The following is a 17,274-nucleotide window of genomic DNA, read 5'->3' on the forward strand; positions in this document are numbered from 1 at the left end:
ACTGTCGGTCCGGTACGCGAGAATCGACCACATGTTCGATGACATGGCGACTGCCTGCGGTGATGCCGACACCGATGCGTCCCCGGCCACCCTCACCACCACCGTGACCGGGCCCGTCCGCCTCTCCGAGCGCGTCCCCGGTCCCGCGCTCGTCACGGTCCTGGCGCGACCACCCGACCGGTCCGCGACCGGCGGCGATCGCCTGGAGCGCATCGGTGCCCTCGAACGCGTCATCGGCTGGCTGCAGACCGTTCAGGATGCCGAGATGGCCTCCTTCGTCACCGACGCGGAGGCCGCGATGGCCCGGCTCCTCACCGATCGGGATTCGGCCGACGGACCCCCGGGGCCTTTCGACACGGTCGGTCACGCCTCCCGGTCGGCGACGGCCGAGATCCAGCTGATGTTGCATCTCACCGGTGCCGCGATGCTGCGTCGCCTCGAGCACGCCCGCCGTCTGCACGAGCCGGTGCACGGCCCCACCACCGAGCTGGCCAGGGCCGGGCTGCTGACCCCGGTGAAGGCCAGGAAGATCCTCGACGGTACCGCCGACCTGACCGACGAGCAGGCCGCGCGGCTCCAGGCCGCGGTGCTCCCGGCCGCCCCACGACAGACGGTCGGGCAGCTGCGGGTCGCGATCGACCGCTTCCTGACGGCGCTCGCCGATCGTGAGCTCCCGGCGCGGCGCCGGGACCGCGCGATCCGCTCGCGGTCGGTCGAGCTGCAGGCCGAGCCTCAGGGGATGGCGACACTGCGGGTGTTCCTCCCGGCCGCGGCCGCGGTGGGTGTCTACGCCGTGCTCGACGAGCACGCCCGCCGGTGCGGGACCTCCGATCCCCGCACGATGGACCAGCGCCGGACCGACGTGCTGACCGATCTCGTCCTGCGCGAGACGGGATGGCCCGGCCCGGGGGCCGGCACCACGGCGAGCCGACCGGGAGGCGCTGCCACCACGAGCGGCGCCGACCCGGCCAGAACAGAACCCAGCAACGCCCGACCAAGCAGCACCGGACCGACCAGCGCCGGAGCGGGCAGCGCCGGGCCGGCCGCCGCACCCTCCGGCGGCTACGACCCCGTCCGTAACTCGGTGTCCGTCCGGATCAACGTCACCGTCCCGCTCGACGCGCTCCTCGGCCGGTCCGAGGGGCCGGCCGAGCTCGCCGGGTACGGGCCGCTCCCCGTCTCGGACGCCCGCGCGCTGGCCTTCGATCCGGCCTGCGTCTGGTACCGGCTGCTGACCGATCCGGCCGGGCACGTCGTGCACCGGGACACCACCGCGTACCGGCCGGGCGTCGCCCTGGCCGAGCTGGTCCGTGCCCGGCACGGCAGATGCGCACATCCGGGATGCCGGGTGCCGGCACATCGGTGCGATCTCGACCATGTGGTCCCGCACGATCCGCGGTCCGGCGCCGGCCCGACGAGCGCCGACAACCTGCATCCACTGTGCCGTTCGCACCACGTCCTCAAGCACCTGCCCGGATGGCGCACCGTGCTGATGCCGGACGGGACCACCGAGTGGACCACTCCGTCCGGCCACGTCCACCGGTCCGAGCCGGAGCCGGCCGGCTCCTTCGCACACGGCCCGGGCGGGGCCGGTCCGGATGGCGCCGGCGGGCGCGGCCCGGGAGTGCTCGCGTTGCTGCGCGATCCCGGGCTGGCCGCGCGGCTCGCCCAGGGCACCGCCGAGGCACCGTTCTGATGCACGGGCCATGCGCGACCGGACGTCCGGACCGGCGCTCCCGGTGCGACCGACCCCGTCTCCGGGGCTCAGTACTGCTCGCGGGCGGACTCCTGTTCCAGCAGGTCGTCGAGGTCCTTCAGCCGGTCCATCGTGGCGACGGCCCGCGCGGTCCTGTTGTTCGCAGCCATGAGGTCACGGTGCCGGTGCACGAACTGCCAGTAGCCGGCCGTGTAGGGGCAGGCGTTCTCCCCGACCCGCACCTTCGGGTCGAACGCGCAGCCACCGCAGAAGTCGGTCATCCGGTCGATGTAGGCGCCGCCCGAGGAGTACGGCTTCGTGGCCATCCGGCCCCCGTCGGCGTGCTGGCTCATCCCGATCACGTTGGCCGGCATGACCCAGGCGAAACCGTCGACGAACCGGGTCGCGAACCACTCGTTGAGCTCCGCAGGCCGGTATCCGCGCTGCAGGGCATGGTTGCCGAGGATCATCAGGCGCTGGATGTGGTGGGTCCAGCCGCGGTCCCGGACGTCGGCGAGTGCCGACGACAGGCATCTCGCGGTGACCGCGTCGGCGTCGAGATCGGCCCACCAGTCCGGCAGCGGCGAGCGCGCCCGCAGCTGGTTGCGCCGGGTGTAGCCGCGGCCGAACCGCCAGTACAGCTGCCACACGTACTCCCGCCACCCCAGGACCTGCCGGACGAACCCCTCGACGCTGGCGAGCCGGGCGGTGCCGTCGCGATAGGCACGTTCCGCGGCGCGGACGGCGTCGAGCGGGTGCAGCACGCCGAGGTTCATCGGGACCGACAGCAGCGAGTGCGCCATCGCCCAGTCCCCGGCCAGCACGGCGTCCTCGTAGGGGCCGAACGGGTCGAGCCGGTGCCGGACGAAGTGCTGCAGCGCGGTCGTCGCCTCGCGATGGGTCACGGCGAACCGCCGGGGACCGTCCGAGCCGGTCATCGGCCACGGTGTCGCGTCGAGCTCGGCCCTGACCTGTTCGTCGATCCCGTCCTCGGACGGCTGCCACGGCGGCGTAACCCCGAGCGTCGTCGCACCCTTCGGCGGGTGCTCGCGGTTCTCCCGGTCGAGGTTCCAGGTTCCCCCGACCGGACCGTCGCCGTCGACCAGCACGTCGAACCGTTCCCGCTGCGCCCGGTAGAACTCCTCCATCCGGAAGGTGTCCCGGTCACCGGCCCAGTCGTCGAACTCCTCCTTCGACAGGGCGAACGTCGGTGTCGGCCGGATCCCGGCGACGAGGCCCTCCGTCCGGAACCGGCGCACCATGTCCGACGCCGGGAACGACGTCGGCTGGTGCACGACGACGGGTCTGCCGATCCGCTCGAGCGCCTCGCGGTAGCTCTCGGTGCGCAGGAGGGTCACCCGGTCGCCGAGCTCGTCGGCGAGATGCCGCATCCCCGACAGGACGAGGTGCAGCTTCTGCCGGTGGTGCCGCCTGCGGCCCAGCGCCCGTGCCGACTCGACGAGGACGATCTCCCGGCCGGCGTGCTCGTCGGTGTCCCACACGTGGGGTCCGAGCTGGTCGGCGAACAGCCACAACGGGGCCCGGTCGTCGTCCGGGCCGGACCGACGCTCCGGGGTGCGGGAGGTGCTCGCCATCGATCCAGTGTCGAGCCGGCCGAGCGGAACCGCGCGCCGGACCGGCCCGGGCGATGCCACAGCGGACACCGGCGACAACACGGACAACGGGACAACAGGGACGGCGGGGACGACGGGGACGACGGGGACACTAAGAATCGCGGGACGCTGGGGACGCCCGGGCGTGCCGGGCGTGCCGGCGACGGTGCCGCCGGCGCGGCTGTGGCCGGACGCCGGTGACGACGCCGGGCAGGAGCCCCGGACACCGACGCCGGGGCTGGCAGCCGGCCCCTCCGCGGCATCGACGCCACCCGTTCACGACCTTGTCCGCGCAGGTCACCGGCCTATCATCACGGCTCATGGAGGATCCGGAACTGGCCGCTGAACTCGCCGAGCACCAACAGGACCACGGTCACCGGGACGTGTCCGGCGGCTGGCTGCGGGCGGCGACGTTCGGTGCGATGGACGGCCTCGTGACCACGATCGCGCTCATCGCCGGGGTGGGTGGCGGCGGCGCCGACCGCGACCTGATCGTGCTGACCGGGATGGCCGGGGTCGTGGCCGGGGCCTTCTCGATGGCGCTCGGCGAGTTCGCGTCGGTCGGCACCCAGAACGACGCCGTCGACGCCGAGGCGTCGGTCGAGCGGCGGGAGCTCGGCCGGCACCCGCGCGCCGAGCAGTACGAGCTCGCCCGGGCCTACCGCGAGATGGGCCTGTCCGAGGAGACGGCCGCCGCCGTCGCCCGGGAAGTGCACGCCGATCCCGAGCTGGCGCTGCGGGTGCACCTCACCCAGGAGCTGGGCGTCAGCCTGGACAGCAGGCCGTCGCCGTGGGTGGCCGCGGCGTCGTCGTTCGCGGCGTTCGTGGTCGGCGGGATCATCCCGCTGGTGACGTTCCTGCTCGGCTTCTCGTCGCTGGCCCTCGGCCTGGCCATCGGCGGTCTCGGCCTGCTCGTCGCGGGGGCGCTGACGTCGCGGTTCACCTCGCGGACGTGGTGGGGTGCGGCCCTGCGCCAGCTCGCGTTCGGCGCCATCGCAGCCGGCGCGACCTACCTGGTCGGCATGCTGATCGGCGTCGGGATCGCCTGACGCAGCACAGCAGCGCACCACCGGCAGCAGCACCGGGCAGCACCACGGATGACAGCCCCGGCAACCGCGGCAGCACGGCGCACGACAGCGACCGGGCAACCGGGGCAGCACGGGGTACCCGCGCGGCCACCAGAACCCGGTACCCGGCCGAGGCCCGGGCTCCGACGGACTCAGTCCTCGACGGCGATCACCCGCGCCGGGCAGACGTGCTCGGCCTCCTTGACCGCGTCCCGGTCGGTCTCGGCGGGGTGCTCGGTCAGCAGCTCGACGATGCCGTCGTCGTCCTGGTCGAACACGTCCGGTGCCGTGACGACGCACTGCCCGGCACCGATGCAGAGATCCTTGTCCACGGAGACATGCATGCCACCAGGGTCCCACCGCACCACCCGTCCCGCAGGAACGACGGCGGCCCCGTCCCGGATGGTCCGGGACGGGGCCGCCGCACTGGTGGTGGAGGTGCCGGGAATCGAACCCGGGTCCTCCGTCGGTTCACGAGGGCTTCTCCGTGCGCAGTTCGCTTCGTCTCTACTCGGATCCACCGGTCACGCGAACAAGCCGGTGTGACGATCCCAGCCGCTGTGAGATGTCCCCTGCGGCTCCGCGGCCGAGCCGCAGGGTGAGTCCCCTGAATGATGCCGGGATCCGGAGCGGGGACGCCTCCGGCCCGACAGCCCCTACCTGGTGATCAGGCAGCGAGCGCGTAAGCGCTCTGCGGGGCAGTGCGACTGTTGTCGGCACTTATTTTTTTGCGACGCATGGTTAACGAGATCATCGTCGCCTTCCTCGGCACGCTTCACCTCGATCAACGATCGGAGTCGAAACCGTTCACCCCCTGGTCAGGTAGGTGTCCACCTGGTGTCCGCCCGGGCGTACCCGCGCGGACACACAGCATAACGCCCCGCGCCCCGCGGATCATTCCGGTTCCGCTCCGGGCGCGGCGGCCCGGCCGGGGTGCGGCGATGGACCGGGCGACCGGCCGGCACGGCCCCCGTCCCGGCTCACCCCGGCGCCACCCGGTAGGTGTGCCCGGCCGCCCGCAACCGGTCGACGAGCACGTCCCCCATCGCGGTCGCCGGGGTCAGCGACCCCGCCCGGCCGGGCAGTGCGGCGCCGCCGGTGGCGAGCGCGATCCCGCTCTCCCCGAGCATCACCGCGGTCGCTGCGTAGCCGGGATCGCCCGGTCCGGCGACCGTCACCCGGTAGCGGCGGCCGGACTCGGTCCGGGCCCGGACGTCCATCCGGAACCAGCCACGCTCCCGGGTCCGTTCCGAGGGTCCCGCACCCGGCGACGGCAGTGCCCGGTCGAGCAGCGGCCGGACCGCCGGGACCATGAAGGCGCCCACCAGCGCACCGAGCCCGCCGGTGATCCCGGCCGCGGCGAGCGCACCGGCCGGGCCCTTCCCGCAGCCCTGCAGCTCGCCGTAGCGCAGGCCGGCCCCGTAGGCGTGACCGAGCAGCGCGTTGGAGCGGCGCACGATGCGGGTGTTGTGCGATGCCATCACGAACGGCGCGGTCCAGGTGCCGTCGTCGAGCCGCGCGGGCCGTCCGGCGTCGGACGGCTGGGACGGGGTCGGCTCGGCGGAGCGGTCCGGGCTGAGCGTGTGCGGGTCGGCCGCCAGCCGCCGCTGCGCCGGATCGGCGCGCACGGCGTCGATGTGCCCGCGCAGCGAGTCGATGGTGCCGCCGCTGACCCCGCCGCGCATAGTGGCGACCGTCCGGACCTCGGTGAGCCCGCCGGCGTCGTCGGCCGCCGCCGCGGTGTGCGCGAGCCACACCCCGAGATCGGACGGGATCGAGTCGTAGCCGCAGGAGTGCACGATCCGGGCCCCGGTGGACTCGGCGACACCGTGGCAGCGGTCGATGGTGTCCCGGACGAACAGCACCTCGCCGGTCAGGTCGGCGTAGTGCGTGCCGGCCCGGGCGCAGGACTCCACGAGCCGGCTGCCGTACTTCGCGTACGGGCCGACCGTGGTCAGGACGACGCGGGCGGCGCCGGCGAGCCGGTCGGTCGCCGCCCGGTCCGCGGAGTCGGCGACGATCAACGGCCAATCCCGGGCTGCGGCCGGCAGACCCGCCCTGGTCGCGGCGAGCTTCACCTCTGATCGGCCGGCCAGCGCGATCCGGAGCCCGGGCGGCGCGTGCTCGGCGAGATGACGGGCGGTCAGCCCACCCACGAAACCGGTGGCCCCGTAGATCGCGACGTCCACCGGCTCCGACGGCGCGGCGCCGCCGGCCGGGTCGTTCTGCGGGTTCACCACGGGTGCTCCTGGGAGGTCGGGGACGGCAGCCGGTCACGGACGCCGAGCAGCTCGGCCGGCGCGTCGTAGAGCACCGAGCGCAGGAAGGCCGCGCCGAGGCGCGGCTCGGCGGCGGCCCAGTCGTGGATCGCGGCCAGCTGCTCGGCGTACGGGTAGGGGATGTTGGGGAAGTCGGACCCGAGCACGACGCGGCCGGGGAACCGGGCGAGCCGGGCCGGCCAGTCCGCGGGCAGCGGCGCGATCCGCTCGGAGAATGCGGTGCCGACCATCGTCGTGTCCAGCACCAGGTTCGGGAACCGCTCCAGCAGCTCCAGCGCCCCGCGGAAGTCCGGCATGCCGGCGTGCGCCAGCACGATCCGCAGCGACGGGTGCGCCTCGAGCACCTCGGCGAAGATCCCGAGCCCGGTGTGCTTCCCCGGGATCGGGCCGTCCCCGCAGTGCACGACAGCCGGGACGCCCGCCTCGGCGAGCAGGCCCCAGGCGTCGCGCAGCAGCGGATCGCGCGGGTCGAACGCGCCGACCTGGACGTGCACCTTGACCATCCGGGCGCCCGCCTCGACGGCCCGGCCCAGGTAGTCGGTGACCGACGGCTCCGGGAACAGCGTCGCGGTCCGGACCGCCCGCGGGTGGGCGTCGGCGAACTCGCCCGCCCAGCCGGTCAGCCACTCGCCCATGCCCGCCTTGTGCGGGTAGGTCAGCGGCGCGAACGCGAGCACGCCGAGCCGTTCCAGCACCTCGTAGCGCTGCTGCTCGGGCAGCCGGTACTGCACCGGCCAGTCCGTGCCGTAGTGCGTGCGGGCCTGGTCGAAGTAGGCCCACACCTTGTCCAGCATGCGTTCCGGCAGGAAGTGCACGTGCACGTCGACCAGGCCGGGCAGGCCCAGCTCGGCGGTCCAGCGCGGGACGTCGGCGTCATCGCGGGGTGGTGCGGGAAGATCCACGGGGTCCACCCTAGGCCGGTGCGCGGGGATCGGCCGGGCCACCGGCGGCCCGGCAGTGCCGGATCGGCCGGGCCACCGGCGGCCCGGCAGTGCCGGATCGGCCGGGCCACCGGCGCAGTGCCGGATCGGCGCCGCCGCTCAGCGCAGGCTCCGCGCCCGCCCCTTCGCCGCACGGCCGACGGCGCGGGCGATCTCCCGCTGCGCGTCCTTCTTGGCGAGGTCACGGCGCTTGTCGTAGTCCTTCTTGCCGCGGGCGAGCGCGAGCTCGCACTTGACCTTGCCGTCGTTGAAGTAGAGCGACAGCGGGACGAGGGTGAGCCCGCCCTCGCGGGTCTTGCCCATCAGCCGGTCGATCTCGCCGCGGTGCAGCAGCAGCTTGCGGGTGCGCCGCGGCTCGTGGTTGGTCCAGCTGCCGCGGACGTACTCCGGGATGTGCAGTCCGCGCAGGAATACCTCGCCGTCGTCGATGGTGGCGAACGCGTCCACCATCGACGCCCGGCCCAGACGGAGGCTCTTCACCTCGGTCCCCTTGAGCGCGACCCCGGCCTCGAACTCCTCCAGGATCGCGTAGTCGTGCCGGGCCCGACGGTTCTGCGCGATCACCTTCCGGCCCTGTTCCTTCATGCGGCCAGGGTACCCGTGACCACCGACGTCAGACCTTCACATAAGCGCGCAGCGTCACGTACCCGGTGACGCCCGCGACGACGGCGCCGACCGGCACCAGCAGCGCCGACACCAGCAGCACGTCGGACAGCCGGACCGGCGGGATCACCCCGGCCTGCCCGATCGCCGCGACCAGGTCGTCGACGACCGCGTACTTGGCCGCCACCAGCCCGAGCCCGGCGAGCGCGCCGCCGATCGCGCCGGCGATCGCGGCCTCCACCAGGAACGGCAGCTGCGTCGTCCACCGGGTGGCCCCGACCAGGCGCATCACCCCCACCTCGGTGCGCCGGGTGAACGCCGACACCTGCACCGTGTTGGAGATCAGCAGCACCGCGGCGAACGCCTGCACGACGGCCAGCGCGAACGCCACGTTCCGCACGCCGTTCAGGAAGTCGAACAGCGTCCCGACGACGTCGCGCTGGTCGATCACGCCGCGCACCCCGGGCCGTTCGGCGACCGCGGCGCGGACGGCGGCCGGGCCGGCCTCCTGGTCGGTGAGCGTCACCCGCAGGGTGGCGGGCAGCGACTGCGGCCGCGCGACGTCGGCCACCGACTGCCCGGCGAACAGCTCCCGGAACCGGGTGTAGGCCTCCTCCTGGGACTCGAACGTCACCGCGGCGACGCCCGGCGCGGTCTCGACGGCCGACCGGATCGACGCGCAGGCCGGACCGGAGCAGTCCGGATCGGAGCCGGAGACGTCGGCGGTCAGCGCGACCTGGATCTCCAGCCGGTCGGTGTAGAGCGCGGAGATGTCGTCGATGGTGCGCAGCACGAGCAGGCCTGCCCCGACCGACATCAGGGTGACCGCCGTGGTCAGCACCATCGCGACGGTCATCGTGACGTTCCGGCGCAGGCCCGCGGAGACCTCGCGGGTGAGCAGGGCGGGGCGCACTACCGGCCCGCCCCGTACACGGCGCGGGACTCATCGCGCAGCACCGTCCCGTCGGACAGCTCGATCACCCGGCGGCGCATCGCGTCCACGATGGAGTCGTCGTGGGTGGCCATCAGCACCGTCGTCCCGCCGCGGTTGATCCGCTCCAGCACCTGCATGATCTCCCGGCTGGTGTGCGGGTCGAGATTGCCGGTGGGCTCGTCGGCGAGCAGCAGCGGCGGGCGGTTCACCGACGCCCTGGCGATCGCGACCCGCTGCTGCTCGCCGCCGGACAGCTCGTGCGGCATCCGCTCGGCCTTGCCCTGCAGCCCGACCATCTCCAGCAGCTCGGGGACCGCGGCCCGGATCTCGCCGGGCCTGCGCCCCAGCACCTCCAGCGCGAACGCGACGTTGCCCGCCACGGTGCGCTTGGGCAGCAGCCGGAAGTCCTGGAAGACACAGCCGATCCGCTGGCGCAGCCCGGGCACCTTGCGCCGCGGGAGCCGCGCGACGTCGCGGCCGTCGACCCGGATGGTCCCCGAGGTCGGCACGTCCTCCCGCAGCAACAACCGCAGCAGGGTCGACTTGCCGGATCCGGACGGCCCGATCAGGAACGCGAACTCACCGGCGCCGACGGTCAGCGAGATCCGGTCCAGCGCCGGACGTCCGGACGCCGGATAGCGTTTGGTGACGTCCTGCAGCTCGATCACGGAGCGGGACGGTACCGCCGCCCGCTGTGCACGAGCGGTGACGACACGCGGGGATCAGGGTGCGGTGACGTCGACCGGCAGGCCGGGCTCGGCGAACGTCAGGGTGATCGCGCCGGTGGCGGCCTCGGCCGGCACCAGCTGCAGCCGCAGCAGCCGGCCCTCCTCGGGGGTGCCGGGGGCGCCCAGCCAGGCGTCGAACCCGGGATGCGGCGAGACCAGCCCGGCGAGCTCGTCGAGCCGGGTCGCCTCGGCCGGTCCGGGCGCGGCGTCCCGGGCCGCGGCCAGGTCCACGGTGCCGGTGTAGTGCAGCGCCGGGACGCCGTCCACCTCGGCCGGGCCCTGCTCGGTGACCTCGCGCAGGCCGGACGTGGCGTGTAGCGCCCCGGTCAGCGCGCCGACCGGCAGCAGCCCGGTGGAGACCGGCTGCCACTGCTCGGCACCGCCGAGCCGGAGCCAGGCGGCGTCGTCGACCACCCGGACGTGCGCACCGCGGGTGCCGAGCGCGACCGTCAGGTCCGCGGCGAACGGGTCGAAGCGGACCGGGCCGCCGCCGCTCAGCGGACCGGTCGGCCCGTCCAGGGTGACCGCCACCCGGGCCGTCCCGGCCTCGGCGAGCGCCGTCCCGGCCGCGGTCACGATCTCCTGCGGGGTGGGCGGCGGCGGGTCGCCGGCCGCTCCGCCGCCGCCGGTGCATCCGGCGAGCAGCACGGCCAGCACCGCGCCGAGGACGGCGAGCGCCGGCCGGGGACCGCGGCTCACGACGCGTCGGCCTGCTGACGGCGCCAGCGGATGCCGGCCTCGATGAACTGGTCGATCTCGCCGTCGAGCACCTGGGAGGGGTTGCCCTCCTCGTGCTCGGTGCGCAGGTCCTTCACCAGCTGGTAGGGGTGCAGCACGTAGTTGCGCATCTGGTTGCCCCAGGACGAGCCGGCGTCCTTGAACGAGTCGCGCAGCTCGCGCTCCTCCTGCCGGCGCCGCTCCAGCAGCTTGGCCTGCAGCACCGTCATCGCCGACGCCTTGTTCTGCAGCTGCGAGCGCTCGTTCTGGCAGGCCACCACGATTCCGGTCGGGATGTGGGTGAGCCGGACCGCGGAGTCGGTGGTGTTGACGCCCTGGCCGCCCGGGCCGGACGCGCGGAACACGTCGACCCGCAGGTCCTTCTCGTCGATCTCGACGTGGTCGGTGACCTCGACGACCGGGGCCACCTCGACCCCGGCGAACGAGGTCTGCCGGCGGCCCTGGTTGTCGAACGGCGAGATCCGGACCAGCCGGTGGGTGCCCGCCTCGACCGAGAGCGTGCCGAACGCGTACGGCGTGTGCACCGCGAAGGTGGCCGACTTGATGCCGGCCTCCTCGGCGTAGGAGGTGTCGTAGACATCGGTGCCGTAGCCGTGCCGCTCGGCCCAGCGCAGGTACATGCGGAGCAGCATCTCGGCGAAGTCGGCGGCGTCCACCCCGCCGGCCTCGGCGCGGATGGTCACCAGCGCCTCGCGCTGGTCGTACTCGCCGGACAGCAGGGTCCGGACCTCCAGCGAGGCGATCTCGGACCGCAGCCGGGCCCGGTCGGCGTCGGCGTCGGCGATCGCGGCGGCGTCGCCCTCGTCCTCGGCGAGCTCGTAGAGCACCGGGAGGTCGTCGAGCCTGCGGCGCAGGTCGTCGAGCCTGCGCAGCTCGCCCTGCGCGTGCGCGAGCCGACTGGTGATCTTCTGGGCGGCGTCGACGTCGTCCCAGAGGTCCGGCCGGCCCGCCTGCTCGGACAGCTCCTCGATCTCCTGCCGGAGCGCGGGCACGTCGGCGACGGCCTCGATGCTGGACAGCGTGGTGTCGAGGTCCTTCAGGTCGGCCTGGACGTCGGGGTTCACGCCGACCGAGGGTACGCGGCGTGCGGGGCCGCTCAGTCCTCGGGCACCGCGTCGATCAGCTTGATCATCGCGCGGGTGTGGGCGACCGCGAAGTCGGCGACCGGCCTGCCGTACGGGTCGGTGGTGGCCTTCGCGGCGGCGCGCGCCTCGGCGAGCCGCTCGGTGTAGGCCTCGCGGGCGGCGCGCAGCAGCTCGGTGCGCTGCTTCACGGTGAGCGAGCCGGCATGCAGCAGCCGGAGCACCAGCGGGCTGCGGACCGCGTCGGCGTCGCCGCCGGCGGCCAGCCACGCCTTGAACGCCCGCTTGCCCGCCGCGGTGACGACGTACTGCTGGCTGGCCCGCGGGCCCTGCTTGCCCAGCCGGAGCAGTCCCTCCTCGGTGAGCGCGGGCAGCTCCCGGTAGACCTGGCTGCGGGTCACCGAGAAGAACAGCCCGAACCGCTCGCCGGCGGCGGTGACCAGCTGCCCGCCGGTCATCGGGCCGCCGTGCAGCAGGCCGAGCAGTGCGGCGGCGGTCGCGTTGACCGGTGTGACAGGGGCCATGACATCGACGGTCCCACGGACCGGGCCGCTCCGCGAGTCCACGTTGCACCCGATCCGGGGGCGGCGGTCCCTCCGGCCCAGCCGGTGCCGCCGTTCGCCGGGGTCGATTTCGGACACCGGGCGCGAACCGCCGAACCCGGTCCACTGTCGACGGGCCGGGTGCCGGCGGCGTCAGAGCGTGAGCGCCGCGATCCGCTCGCGGGTGACCGCGAGATCGCCCCACTGCCCGGCCAGCCGGCGGGCGCGCTTGTAGAAGAAGTGCGCCTCGTGCTCCCAGGTGTAGCCGATTCCGCCGTGGTACTGGATCATCGCCGCGGTCGCCTGCAGCGCGACGTCGTTGGCCTTGGCCTTCGCGACGGCGACGGCGAGATCGGCACCGTCGAGCCCCTCCTGCACCGCGTACGACGCGTACAGCGCGGCGTGCTCGGCCATCGTCACGCCGACGTGCAGGTCGGCCAGCGCGTGCTTGATCGCCTGGAAGGAGCCGACCGGCACGCCGAACTGCTCGCGCTCCCGGTCGTAGGCGACGGTCCGGTCCAGCGCCTCGCGCGCGACGCCGACCAGGTCGGCGGCCACCAGCACGGTCGCCCGGTCCGCCAGCTCGCGGGCGACGTCGATGCCGGCCCCCGGCAGCGGCTCGGTGCGGCCGCCGGTCAGATTGGCCAGCCGGGTGGTGCCGTCGTAGGAGCCGACCGGTGTGGCCGACGCGCCGGTGAGGAGCACCAGGCCGGGCACGCCGTCCTCGGCGGGGGCGACCACGACGTCGGCGATCGCGCCGTACTCGACGGCGGGCAGGCCGCCGGCGGCGGAGCCGCGGGACGCGAACGCCCCGACCGCCTCCCCGGACGCCAGCCGCGGCAGCCAGGCCGCGCGGTGCTCGTCGGAGCCGGCCAGCCGGATCGCCTCGGCGGCGAGCACGGTGCCCCGCCACGGCCCGGGCGCCACCCCGGCGCCGAGCGCCCGGGCGATCACCTGGGCCTCGACCAGGCCGAGCCCGAGACCGTCGTGCTCCTCGGGGACGGTGACGGCCAGCCAGCCCTGCTCGCCGGCGGCGGCCCACAGCGACGCCGGGTTGCCGGCTGTGTCAGCAGGGTCGGCGGTGCCGGCGGTGCCGGCCGGACCGGCTGTGCCGGCTGAGCCTGCGGTGCCGGCGTCCACCACCTCGCGGACGGCGGCCAGGTCGAACCGCTGCGCCAGGTAGTCGCGCACGGCCCGGTCGAACTCGCGCTGGGTGTCGGTGAGTGCGAAGTACACGGTGACCCCTCTACCGCGGCAGGCCGAGCACGCGCTCGGCGGTGACGTTGCGCTGGACCTGGGACGAGCCGCCCCAGATGGTGACCGAACGGGACCACATGGCCTGGGCGTGCATCGCCCGCAGGTCGGTCACCGGGCCGCCGTCCCACCCGCCCAGGGTGTCGAGGGTCGCGTCGGCGCCGAGGATCTGGTCGTAGACCTCCCAGAGGTCCTGGAACGTCTCCGACCACTGCAGCTTGGTCATCGACGCCTCGAAGCCGAGATCACGGCCCTGCTCGACCTGGGTGAGCACGTGCATCGAGTGCAGCCGCAGGCACTCCAGCTCGGTGAGCACCCTGGCGAGCTCGTTGCGGACCACCGGATCGGTGTCCCGGCCGAGGGCGCGGGCGACCGCGACGATCTCGTCGTACTGCCTGCGGAACTCGGTGTACTGGGAGATGCCGGACGCGCCGCGCTCGAAGGAGAGCAGCAGCATCGCGGTCCGCCAGCCGTCGCCGATCTCGCCGAGGCAGTCGGTGGCCGGGACCCGGGCGTCGTCGAAGAAGACCTCGCCGAACTCGCTGGCCCCGCTCATCTGCTTGAGCGGGCGCGCGGTGACGCCGGGCTGGTCCATGTCGATCAGCAGCATGCTGATGCCGCGGTGCTTGGCCGATCCGGGCTCGGTGCGGACCAGGGTGAAGATCTTGTCGCCGTGCACGGCGTTGGTGGTCCAGACCTTCTGCCCGTTGACGACGAAGTCGTCACTGCTGCCGTCGCTGTCCCGGACGCCCCGTGTCGACAGTGCCGCCAGGTCGGACCCGGCACCCGGCTCGGAGAAGCCCTGGCACCAGATCACCTCGTTGCGCAGCAGCGGGCCGATGATCTCCTTCTTCTGCGCGTCGGTGCCGATCGCCATCACGGTCGGCGCGAGGAACGCCAGCCCGAGCGGGTTGACGGTGCGCGGGGCGTGCGCGCGGACGGTCTCCTCGTCGTAGATCGCCTTCATGCCGGGGGTGCCGCCGCGGCCGCCGTACTCGGTCGGCCACTGGATCCCGGCGAAGCCCGCGTCGGCCTTGTCCCGCTCCCAGTCGCGGCGCAGCCGGAAGCTCTCGTCGTCGCCGAGGGACTCCCAGAAGCCGGGCCGGGTCCACTCCTGCGGGATGTGCGCCGAGAGCCAGGAGCGCAGCTCGCTGCGGAACTCCTCCTCGGCGGGGGTGAAGGTCAGGTCCATGTGTCGCACCCGTTCTGCGTTGAGTCGCCGCTGTCCCTCGCCGCAATCTTGCATACCCGCCGGTAACCTGCCACCCCGGCGTGCCGCCATGGCCGGTCCGGTATGCAGCGAGTACCATTCCGGTATGCGCAGCGAGCGGGTGACGGTCACGCTGCCGGCCGAGCTGGTAGCGGAAGCGCGGGACGCGGTGTCCCGCGGATCAGCAGCGAGCCTGTCCGCCTACGTGGCGGAGGCGGTCCAGGCCCGGCAGGACCGGGACCGGTCCTTGGCCACACTGGCGAGCCTCTACGGCGGCCCGCCGCCGGCCGATGAGCTGGATGCGGCGCGGCGTTCGCTGCGGCCGATCCCGCCCGTGGCCGTCGGCTGAGCCGCGCAATGATCGGCGGACGAGTTCTCGATGCCTCAGCGCTGGCGGCCTTCGCGACCGGCCGCCCCGTCTACATGCGGGCCCTCGTCTGGGCCGCCGTCGAGGAGGGCATCGTGCTCGCGGTTCCCAGCACCGCCCTCGGCAGGGCCTGGTCGATGGTCGACGCCGAGCACCACGCTGCCCTGCAGGTCCTGCTCGGCCTGCCGAACACGGTGATCCACGACCTCTCCCCGGAGAGCGCCCAGGAGGCCGGCCTGCTGCTCGCCTCCCAGGGGCTGGACGACATCGCCACCGGCCAGGTCGTCTCGGCCGCCCGCCGGCGCGGCTGGCCCGCGGTGACCGGCGACCCGGGGACCCTGCGCAAGCTGGACCCGCTTGTCCCGATCGAGGAACTGCCCTGATCCCTTGACCTGACGTCGACTTCAGGTCGCACGCTCCTCCGGTCAGCCCGCGACGACCGGAGGTCCGCATGCTCGCCATCGTCCAGCACGACCACGGAGGACCCGAGGTCCTCGTCCCGCGCGAGGTCCCCGATCCCGAGCCCGGCCCGGACCGGGTGCGCATCCGGGTCGAGGCGGCCGGGGTGCACCTGGTGGACACCACGCTGCGCGCCGGTGACGACCGGGGACCGTTCCCGGCGCCCGCCCTGCCCATCGTCCCCGGCCGGGAGGTCGCCGGCATCGTCGACGCGATCGGGCCGGGCGTCGATCCGGGCCTGCTCGGCGCCCGGGTCAGCAGCCATCTCGGCCCGGGCGGGTCCGGCGGGTACGCCGCGGTCGCGGTCGCCGCGGCCGGCGACCTGCACCGACTACCGGCCGGTGTCGACGCCGCGGCGGCGGTGGCCGTGCTCGGCACCGGGCGGATGACCGAGGGCCTGCTGGAGCTGGCCCGGCCGCGGGCCGGCGAGACCGCGCTGGTGACCTCCGCGGCCGGCGGGATCGGGACGCTGCTGGTGCAGGCACTGGCCGCCGACGGCGTGACGGTGCTCGCCGCGGCCGGCTCCGGCCGGCTGAACGGACCGCTGCCGGACGGGGTGGTCCCGCTGGCCTACGACCGGCCCGGCTGGGCCGACGCCGCCCGCGGGCACACCGGGGACCGCGGCGTCGATCTGGTGTTCGACGGCGTCGGCGGCGACGCCGGCCGCGGCGCGTTCGAGCTGCTGGCCCCCGGCGGCCGGGTGCTGCTGCACGGCTGGTCGGCAGGCGCCCCGACGCCGTTCCGGGCCGACGAGCTGTGGGAGCGGGCGCTCACCGTGACCGTGGCGCTCGGGCCACCGGTCCTCGCCCTGGGGCTGCGCCGGCTCGAGGAGCGGGCGCTCGCCCGGCTCGCCGACGGCCGGTGGTCACCGGTGGTGAGCCGCTACCGGCTGGCCGACGCGGCCCGTGCGCACGCCGACCTGGAGGCCCGGCGGACCCGGGGGAAGGTCGTGCTGGTGCCCTGAACCGGCAGCTCAACCGGTATTATCGTCACGAAGCCGGGAACGGAGCGTGGCCAGCTCGCCCTCGGTCAGGCCGTGCTCGTGCAGCCAGCCGACGGGGCCGTCGTACCGCTCGTCGAGCAGCTGCAGGAAGGTCTGCATCACCTCGGCCCGCGGCCGGTGCCGGTCGATCTCCTCGGAGGCCGGCATCGGCTGCCCGGCGGCGGTCGTCCAGCGCCGGAACAGCGCGTCGATCCGGGTCGCCGAGAGCGCGTAGTCGGCGACCACCTCGTCCCGCGGGACGCCGACCGCCGAGCACACCAGCGCGACGAGCACCCCGGTCCGGTCCTTCCCGGCCGCGCAGTGCACCACGGTCGCGCCGGTCTCCCGCTCGGCGATCCGGCGGACGCCGGTCACCACGTTCGCGCCCCGGTCGCCGAGGTAGGCCAGGTAGTGACCGACCATCGGGTCGGCGTCCTCACCCAGCTCGGGCAGGCCGCGCCCGGAGTCGGGGATGAAGCTGAGCCGGTGCACGGTGATCCCGGCACCGGCCAGCGCGCCCGCCCCGCTGATCAGCAGCTCCTCGTCCTTGCGCAGGTCCAGCACCTGCACGACGCCGAGCTCGCCGGTCAGCCGGGCGACGTCGGCCGGGCTGAGCCCCTCCAGGGACTCGGTCCGCAGCAGCACGCCCGGCCGCACCCGGCCACCGCCCGCCAGCGGGAGGCCGCCGACGTCACGGGCGTTGGCGAGGCCGTCGAAGGTCAGCCAGCGGTCCGGCACCAGATCCGTCACGGTCACCGAGCCTAGGCAGCCGGACGCTC

Annotated in this window: 18 protein-coding genes and 1 other RNA gene; 5 read left to right on the forward strand and 14 right to left on the reverse strand. The window is 74.3% G+C overall.

Annotated features, from left to right (window positions below; translation table 11 throughout):
- The first annotated feature begins 31 nt into the window (after positions 1-31).
- Positions 32-1,696 (forward strand): DUF222 domain-containing protein, encoded by a 1,665-nt coding sequence (locus ABZ881_RS17905; protein WP_358485818.1) that lies wholly within the window; start codon positions 32-34, stop codon positions 1,694-1,696.
- A gap of 68 nt (positions 1,697-1,764) precedes the next feature.
- On the opposite strand, the gene ABZ881_RS17910 is transcribed toward ABZ881_RS17905, so the two are convergent.
- Complete coding sequence (locus ABZ881_RS17910) at positions 1,765-3,291, reverse strand: cryptochrome/photolyase family protein (RefSeq protein ID WP_358485820.1); 1,527 nt, start codon at positions 3,289-3,291, stop codon at positions 1,765-1,767.
- A gap of 338 nt (positions 3,292-3,629) precedes the next feature.
- Here ABZ881_RS17910 and ABZ881_RS17915 point away from each other — a divergent pair, with 338 nt between their 5' ends.
- Positions 3,630-4,358 (forward strand): VIT1/CCC1 transporter family protein, encoded by a 729-nt coding sequence (locus tag ABZ881_RS17915; protein WP_358485821.1) that lies wholly within the window; start codon positions 3,630-3,632, stop codon positions 4,356-4,358.
- 170 nt (positions 4,359-4,528) lie between these two features.
- Here ABZ881_RS17915 and ABZ881_RS17920 read toward each other — a convergent pair whose 3' ends face one another.
- The 12 genes from ABZ881_RS17920 to ABZ881_RS17975 all read right to left on the reverse strand — a co-directional run bounded on the left by ABZ881_RS17920 (position 4,529) and on the right by ABZ881_RS17975 (position 14,669).
- Positions 4,529-4,720, reverse strand: coding sequence for a ferredoxin (locus ABZ881_RS17920; RefSeq protein WP_344022529.1), 192 nt, complete (start codon positions 4,718-4,720; stop codon positions 4,529-4,531).
- An 86-nt stretch (positions 4,721-4,806) separates the two neighbouring features.
- Positions 4,807-5,191: a transfer-messenger RNA gene (gene ssrA / locus ABZ881_RS17925) on the reverse strand.
- Between the two features lie 165 nt (positions 5,192-5,356).
- Entirely contained in the window at positions 5,357-6,616 is a 1,260-nt protein-coding gene (locus tag ABZ881_RS17930; protein WP_358485822.1) for a saccharopine dehydrogenase NADP-binding domain-containing protein, read from the reverse strand.
- Positions 6,610-7,557 carry an amidohydrolase family protein gene (locus ABZ881_RS17935; protein WP_344022525.1) on the reverse strand — a complete coding sequence of 316 codons (948 nt, stop codon included), beginning with the start codon at positions 7,555-7,557 and terminating at the stop codon, positions 6,610-6,612. The genes ABZ881_RS17930 and ABZ881_RS17935 overlap by 7 nt, the downstream gene beginning before the upstream one ends.
- Before the next feature lie 138 nt (positions 7,558-7,695).
- Complete coding sequence (gene smpB / locus ABZ881_RS17940) at positions 7,696-8,181, reverse strand: SsrA-binding protein SmpB (RefSeq protein ID WP_344022523.1); 486 nt, start codon at positions 8,179-8,181, stop codon at positions 7,696-7,698.
- Between the two features lie 28 nt (positions 8,182-8,209).
- Positions 8,210-9,112 (reverse strand): permease-like cell division protein FtsX, encoded by a 903-nt coding sequence (gene ftsX, locus ABZ881_RS17945; protein WP_358485826.1) that lies wholly within the window; start codon positions 9,110-9,112, stop codon positions 8,210-8,212.
- A complete protein-coding gene (ftsE, locus tag ABZ881_RS17950; protein WP_358485828.1) occupies positions 9,112-9,801 on the reverse strand; it encodes a cell division ATP-binding protein FtsE in 690 nt (229 codons plus the stop codon). The genes ftsX and ftsE overlap by 1 nt, the downstream gene beginning before the upstream one ends.
- A gap of 54 nt (positions 9,802-9,855) precedes the next feature.
- Entirely contained in the window at positions 9,856-10,560 is a 705-nt protein-coding gene (locus ABZ881_RS17955) for a hypothetical protein (protein WP_358485830.1), read from the reverse strand.
- Positions 10,557-11,663, reverse strand: a complete 1,107-nt coding sequence (gene prfB, locus ABZ881_RS17960) for a peptide chain release factor 2 (RefSeq protein WP_344022515.1) — start codon at positions 11,661-11,663, stop codon at positions 10,557-10,559. The genes ABZ881_RS17955 and prfB overlap by 4 nt, the downstream gene beginning before the upstream one ends.
- A gap of 32 nt (positions 11,664-11,695) precedes the next feature.
- Complete coding sequence (locus ABZ881_RS17965) at positions 11,696-12,205, reverse strand: helix-turn-helix transcriptional regulator (protein ID WP_344022513.1); 510 nt, start codon at positions 12,203-12,205, stop codon at positions 11,696-11,698.
- A 171-nt stretch (positions 12,206-12,376) separates the two neighbouring features.
- Complete coding sequence (locus tag ABZ881_RS17970; RefSeq protein ID WP_358485832.1) at positions 12,377-13,459, reverse strand: acyl-CoA dehydrogenase family protein; 1,083 nt, start codon at positions 13,457-13,459, stop codon at positions 12,377-12,379.
- Positions 13,460-13,469: 10 nt separating this feature from the next.
- Entirely contained in the window at positions 13,470-14,669 is a 1,200-nt protein-coding gene (locus tag ABZ881_RS17975; protein WP_358485834.1) for an acyl-CoA dehydrogenase family protein, read from the reverse strand.
- Positions 14,670-14,793: 124 nt separating this feature from the next.
- Here ABZ881_RS17975 and ABZ881_RS17980 point away from each other — a divergent pair, with 124 nt between their 5' ends.
- From ABZ881_RS17980 to ABZ881_RS17990, 3 genes are all read left to right on the forward strand, one after another.
- Positions 14,794-15,036 carry a hypothetical protein gene (locus ABZ881_RS17980; protein WP_344022507.1) on the forward strand — a complete coding sequence of 81 codons (243 nt, stop codon included), beginning with the start codon at positions 14,794-14,796 and terminating at the stop codon, positions 15,034-15,036.
- A gap of 8 nt (positions 15,037-15,044) precedes the next feature.
- On the forward strand, positions 15,045-15,437 hold the full coding sequence (locus tag ABZ881_RS17985) for a hypothetical protein (protein ID WP_358485837.1): 393 nt from the start codon (positions 15,045-15,047) through the stop codon (positions 15,435-15,437).
- A gap of 68 nt (positions 15,438-15,505) precedes the next feature.
- On the forward strand, positions 15,506-16,477 hold the full coding sequence (locus ABZ881_RS17990; protein ID WP_358485839.1) for a zinc-binding dehydrogenase: 972 nt from the start codon (positions 15,506-15,508) through the stop codon (positions 16,475-16,477).
- 9 nt (positions 16,478-16,486) lie between these two features.
- Here the strand turns inward: ABZ881_RS17990 and ABZ881_RS17995 are convergent, their stop codons facing one another.
- On the reverse strand, positions 16,487-17,245 hold the full coding sequence (locus tag ABZ881_RS17995; RefSeq protein WP_358485842.1) for a tyrosine-protein phosphatase: 759 nt from the start codon (positions 17,243-17,245) through the stop codon (positions 16,487-16,489).
- Positions 17,246-17,274: the final 29 nt, after the last annotated feature.

This window comes from Pseudonocardia sp. NPDC046786, from assembly GCF_040645415.1.
In the GTDB taxonomy this organism is placed as follows: domain Bacteria; phylum Actinomycetota; class Actinomycetes; order Mycobacteriales; family Pseudonocardiaceae; genus Pseudonocardia; species Pseudonocardia kongjuensis.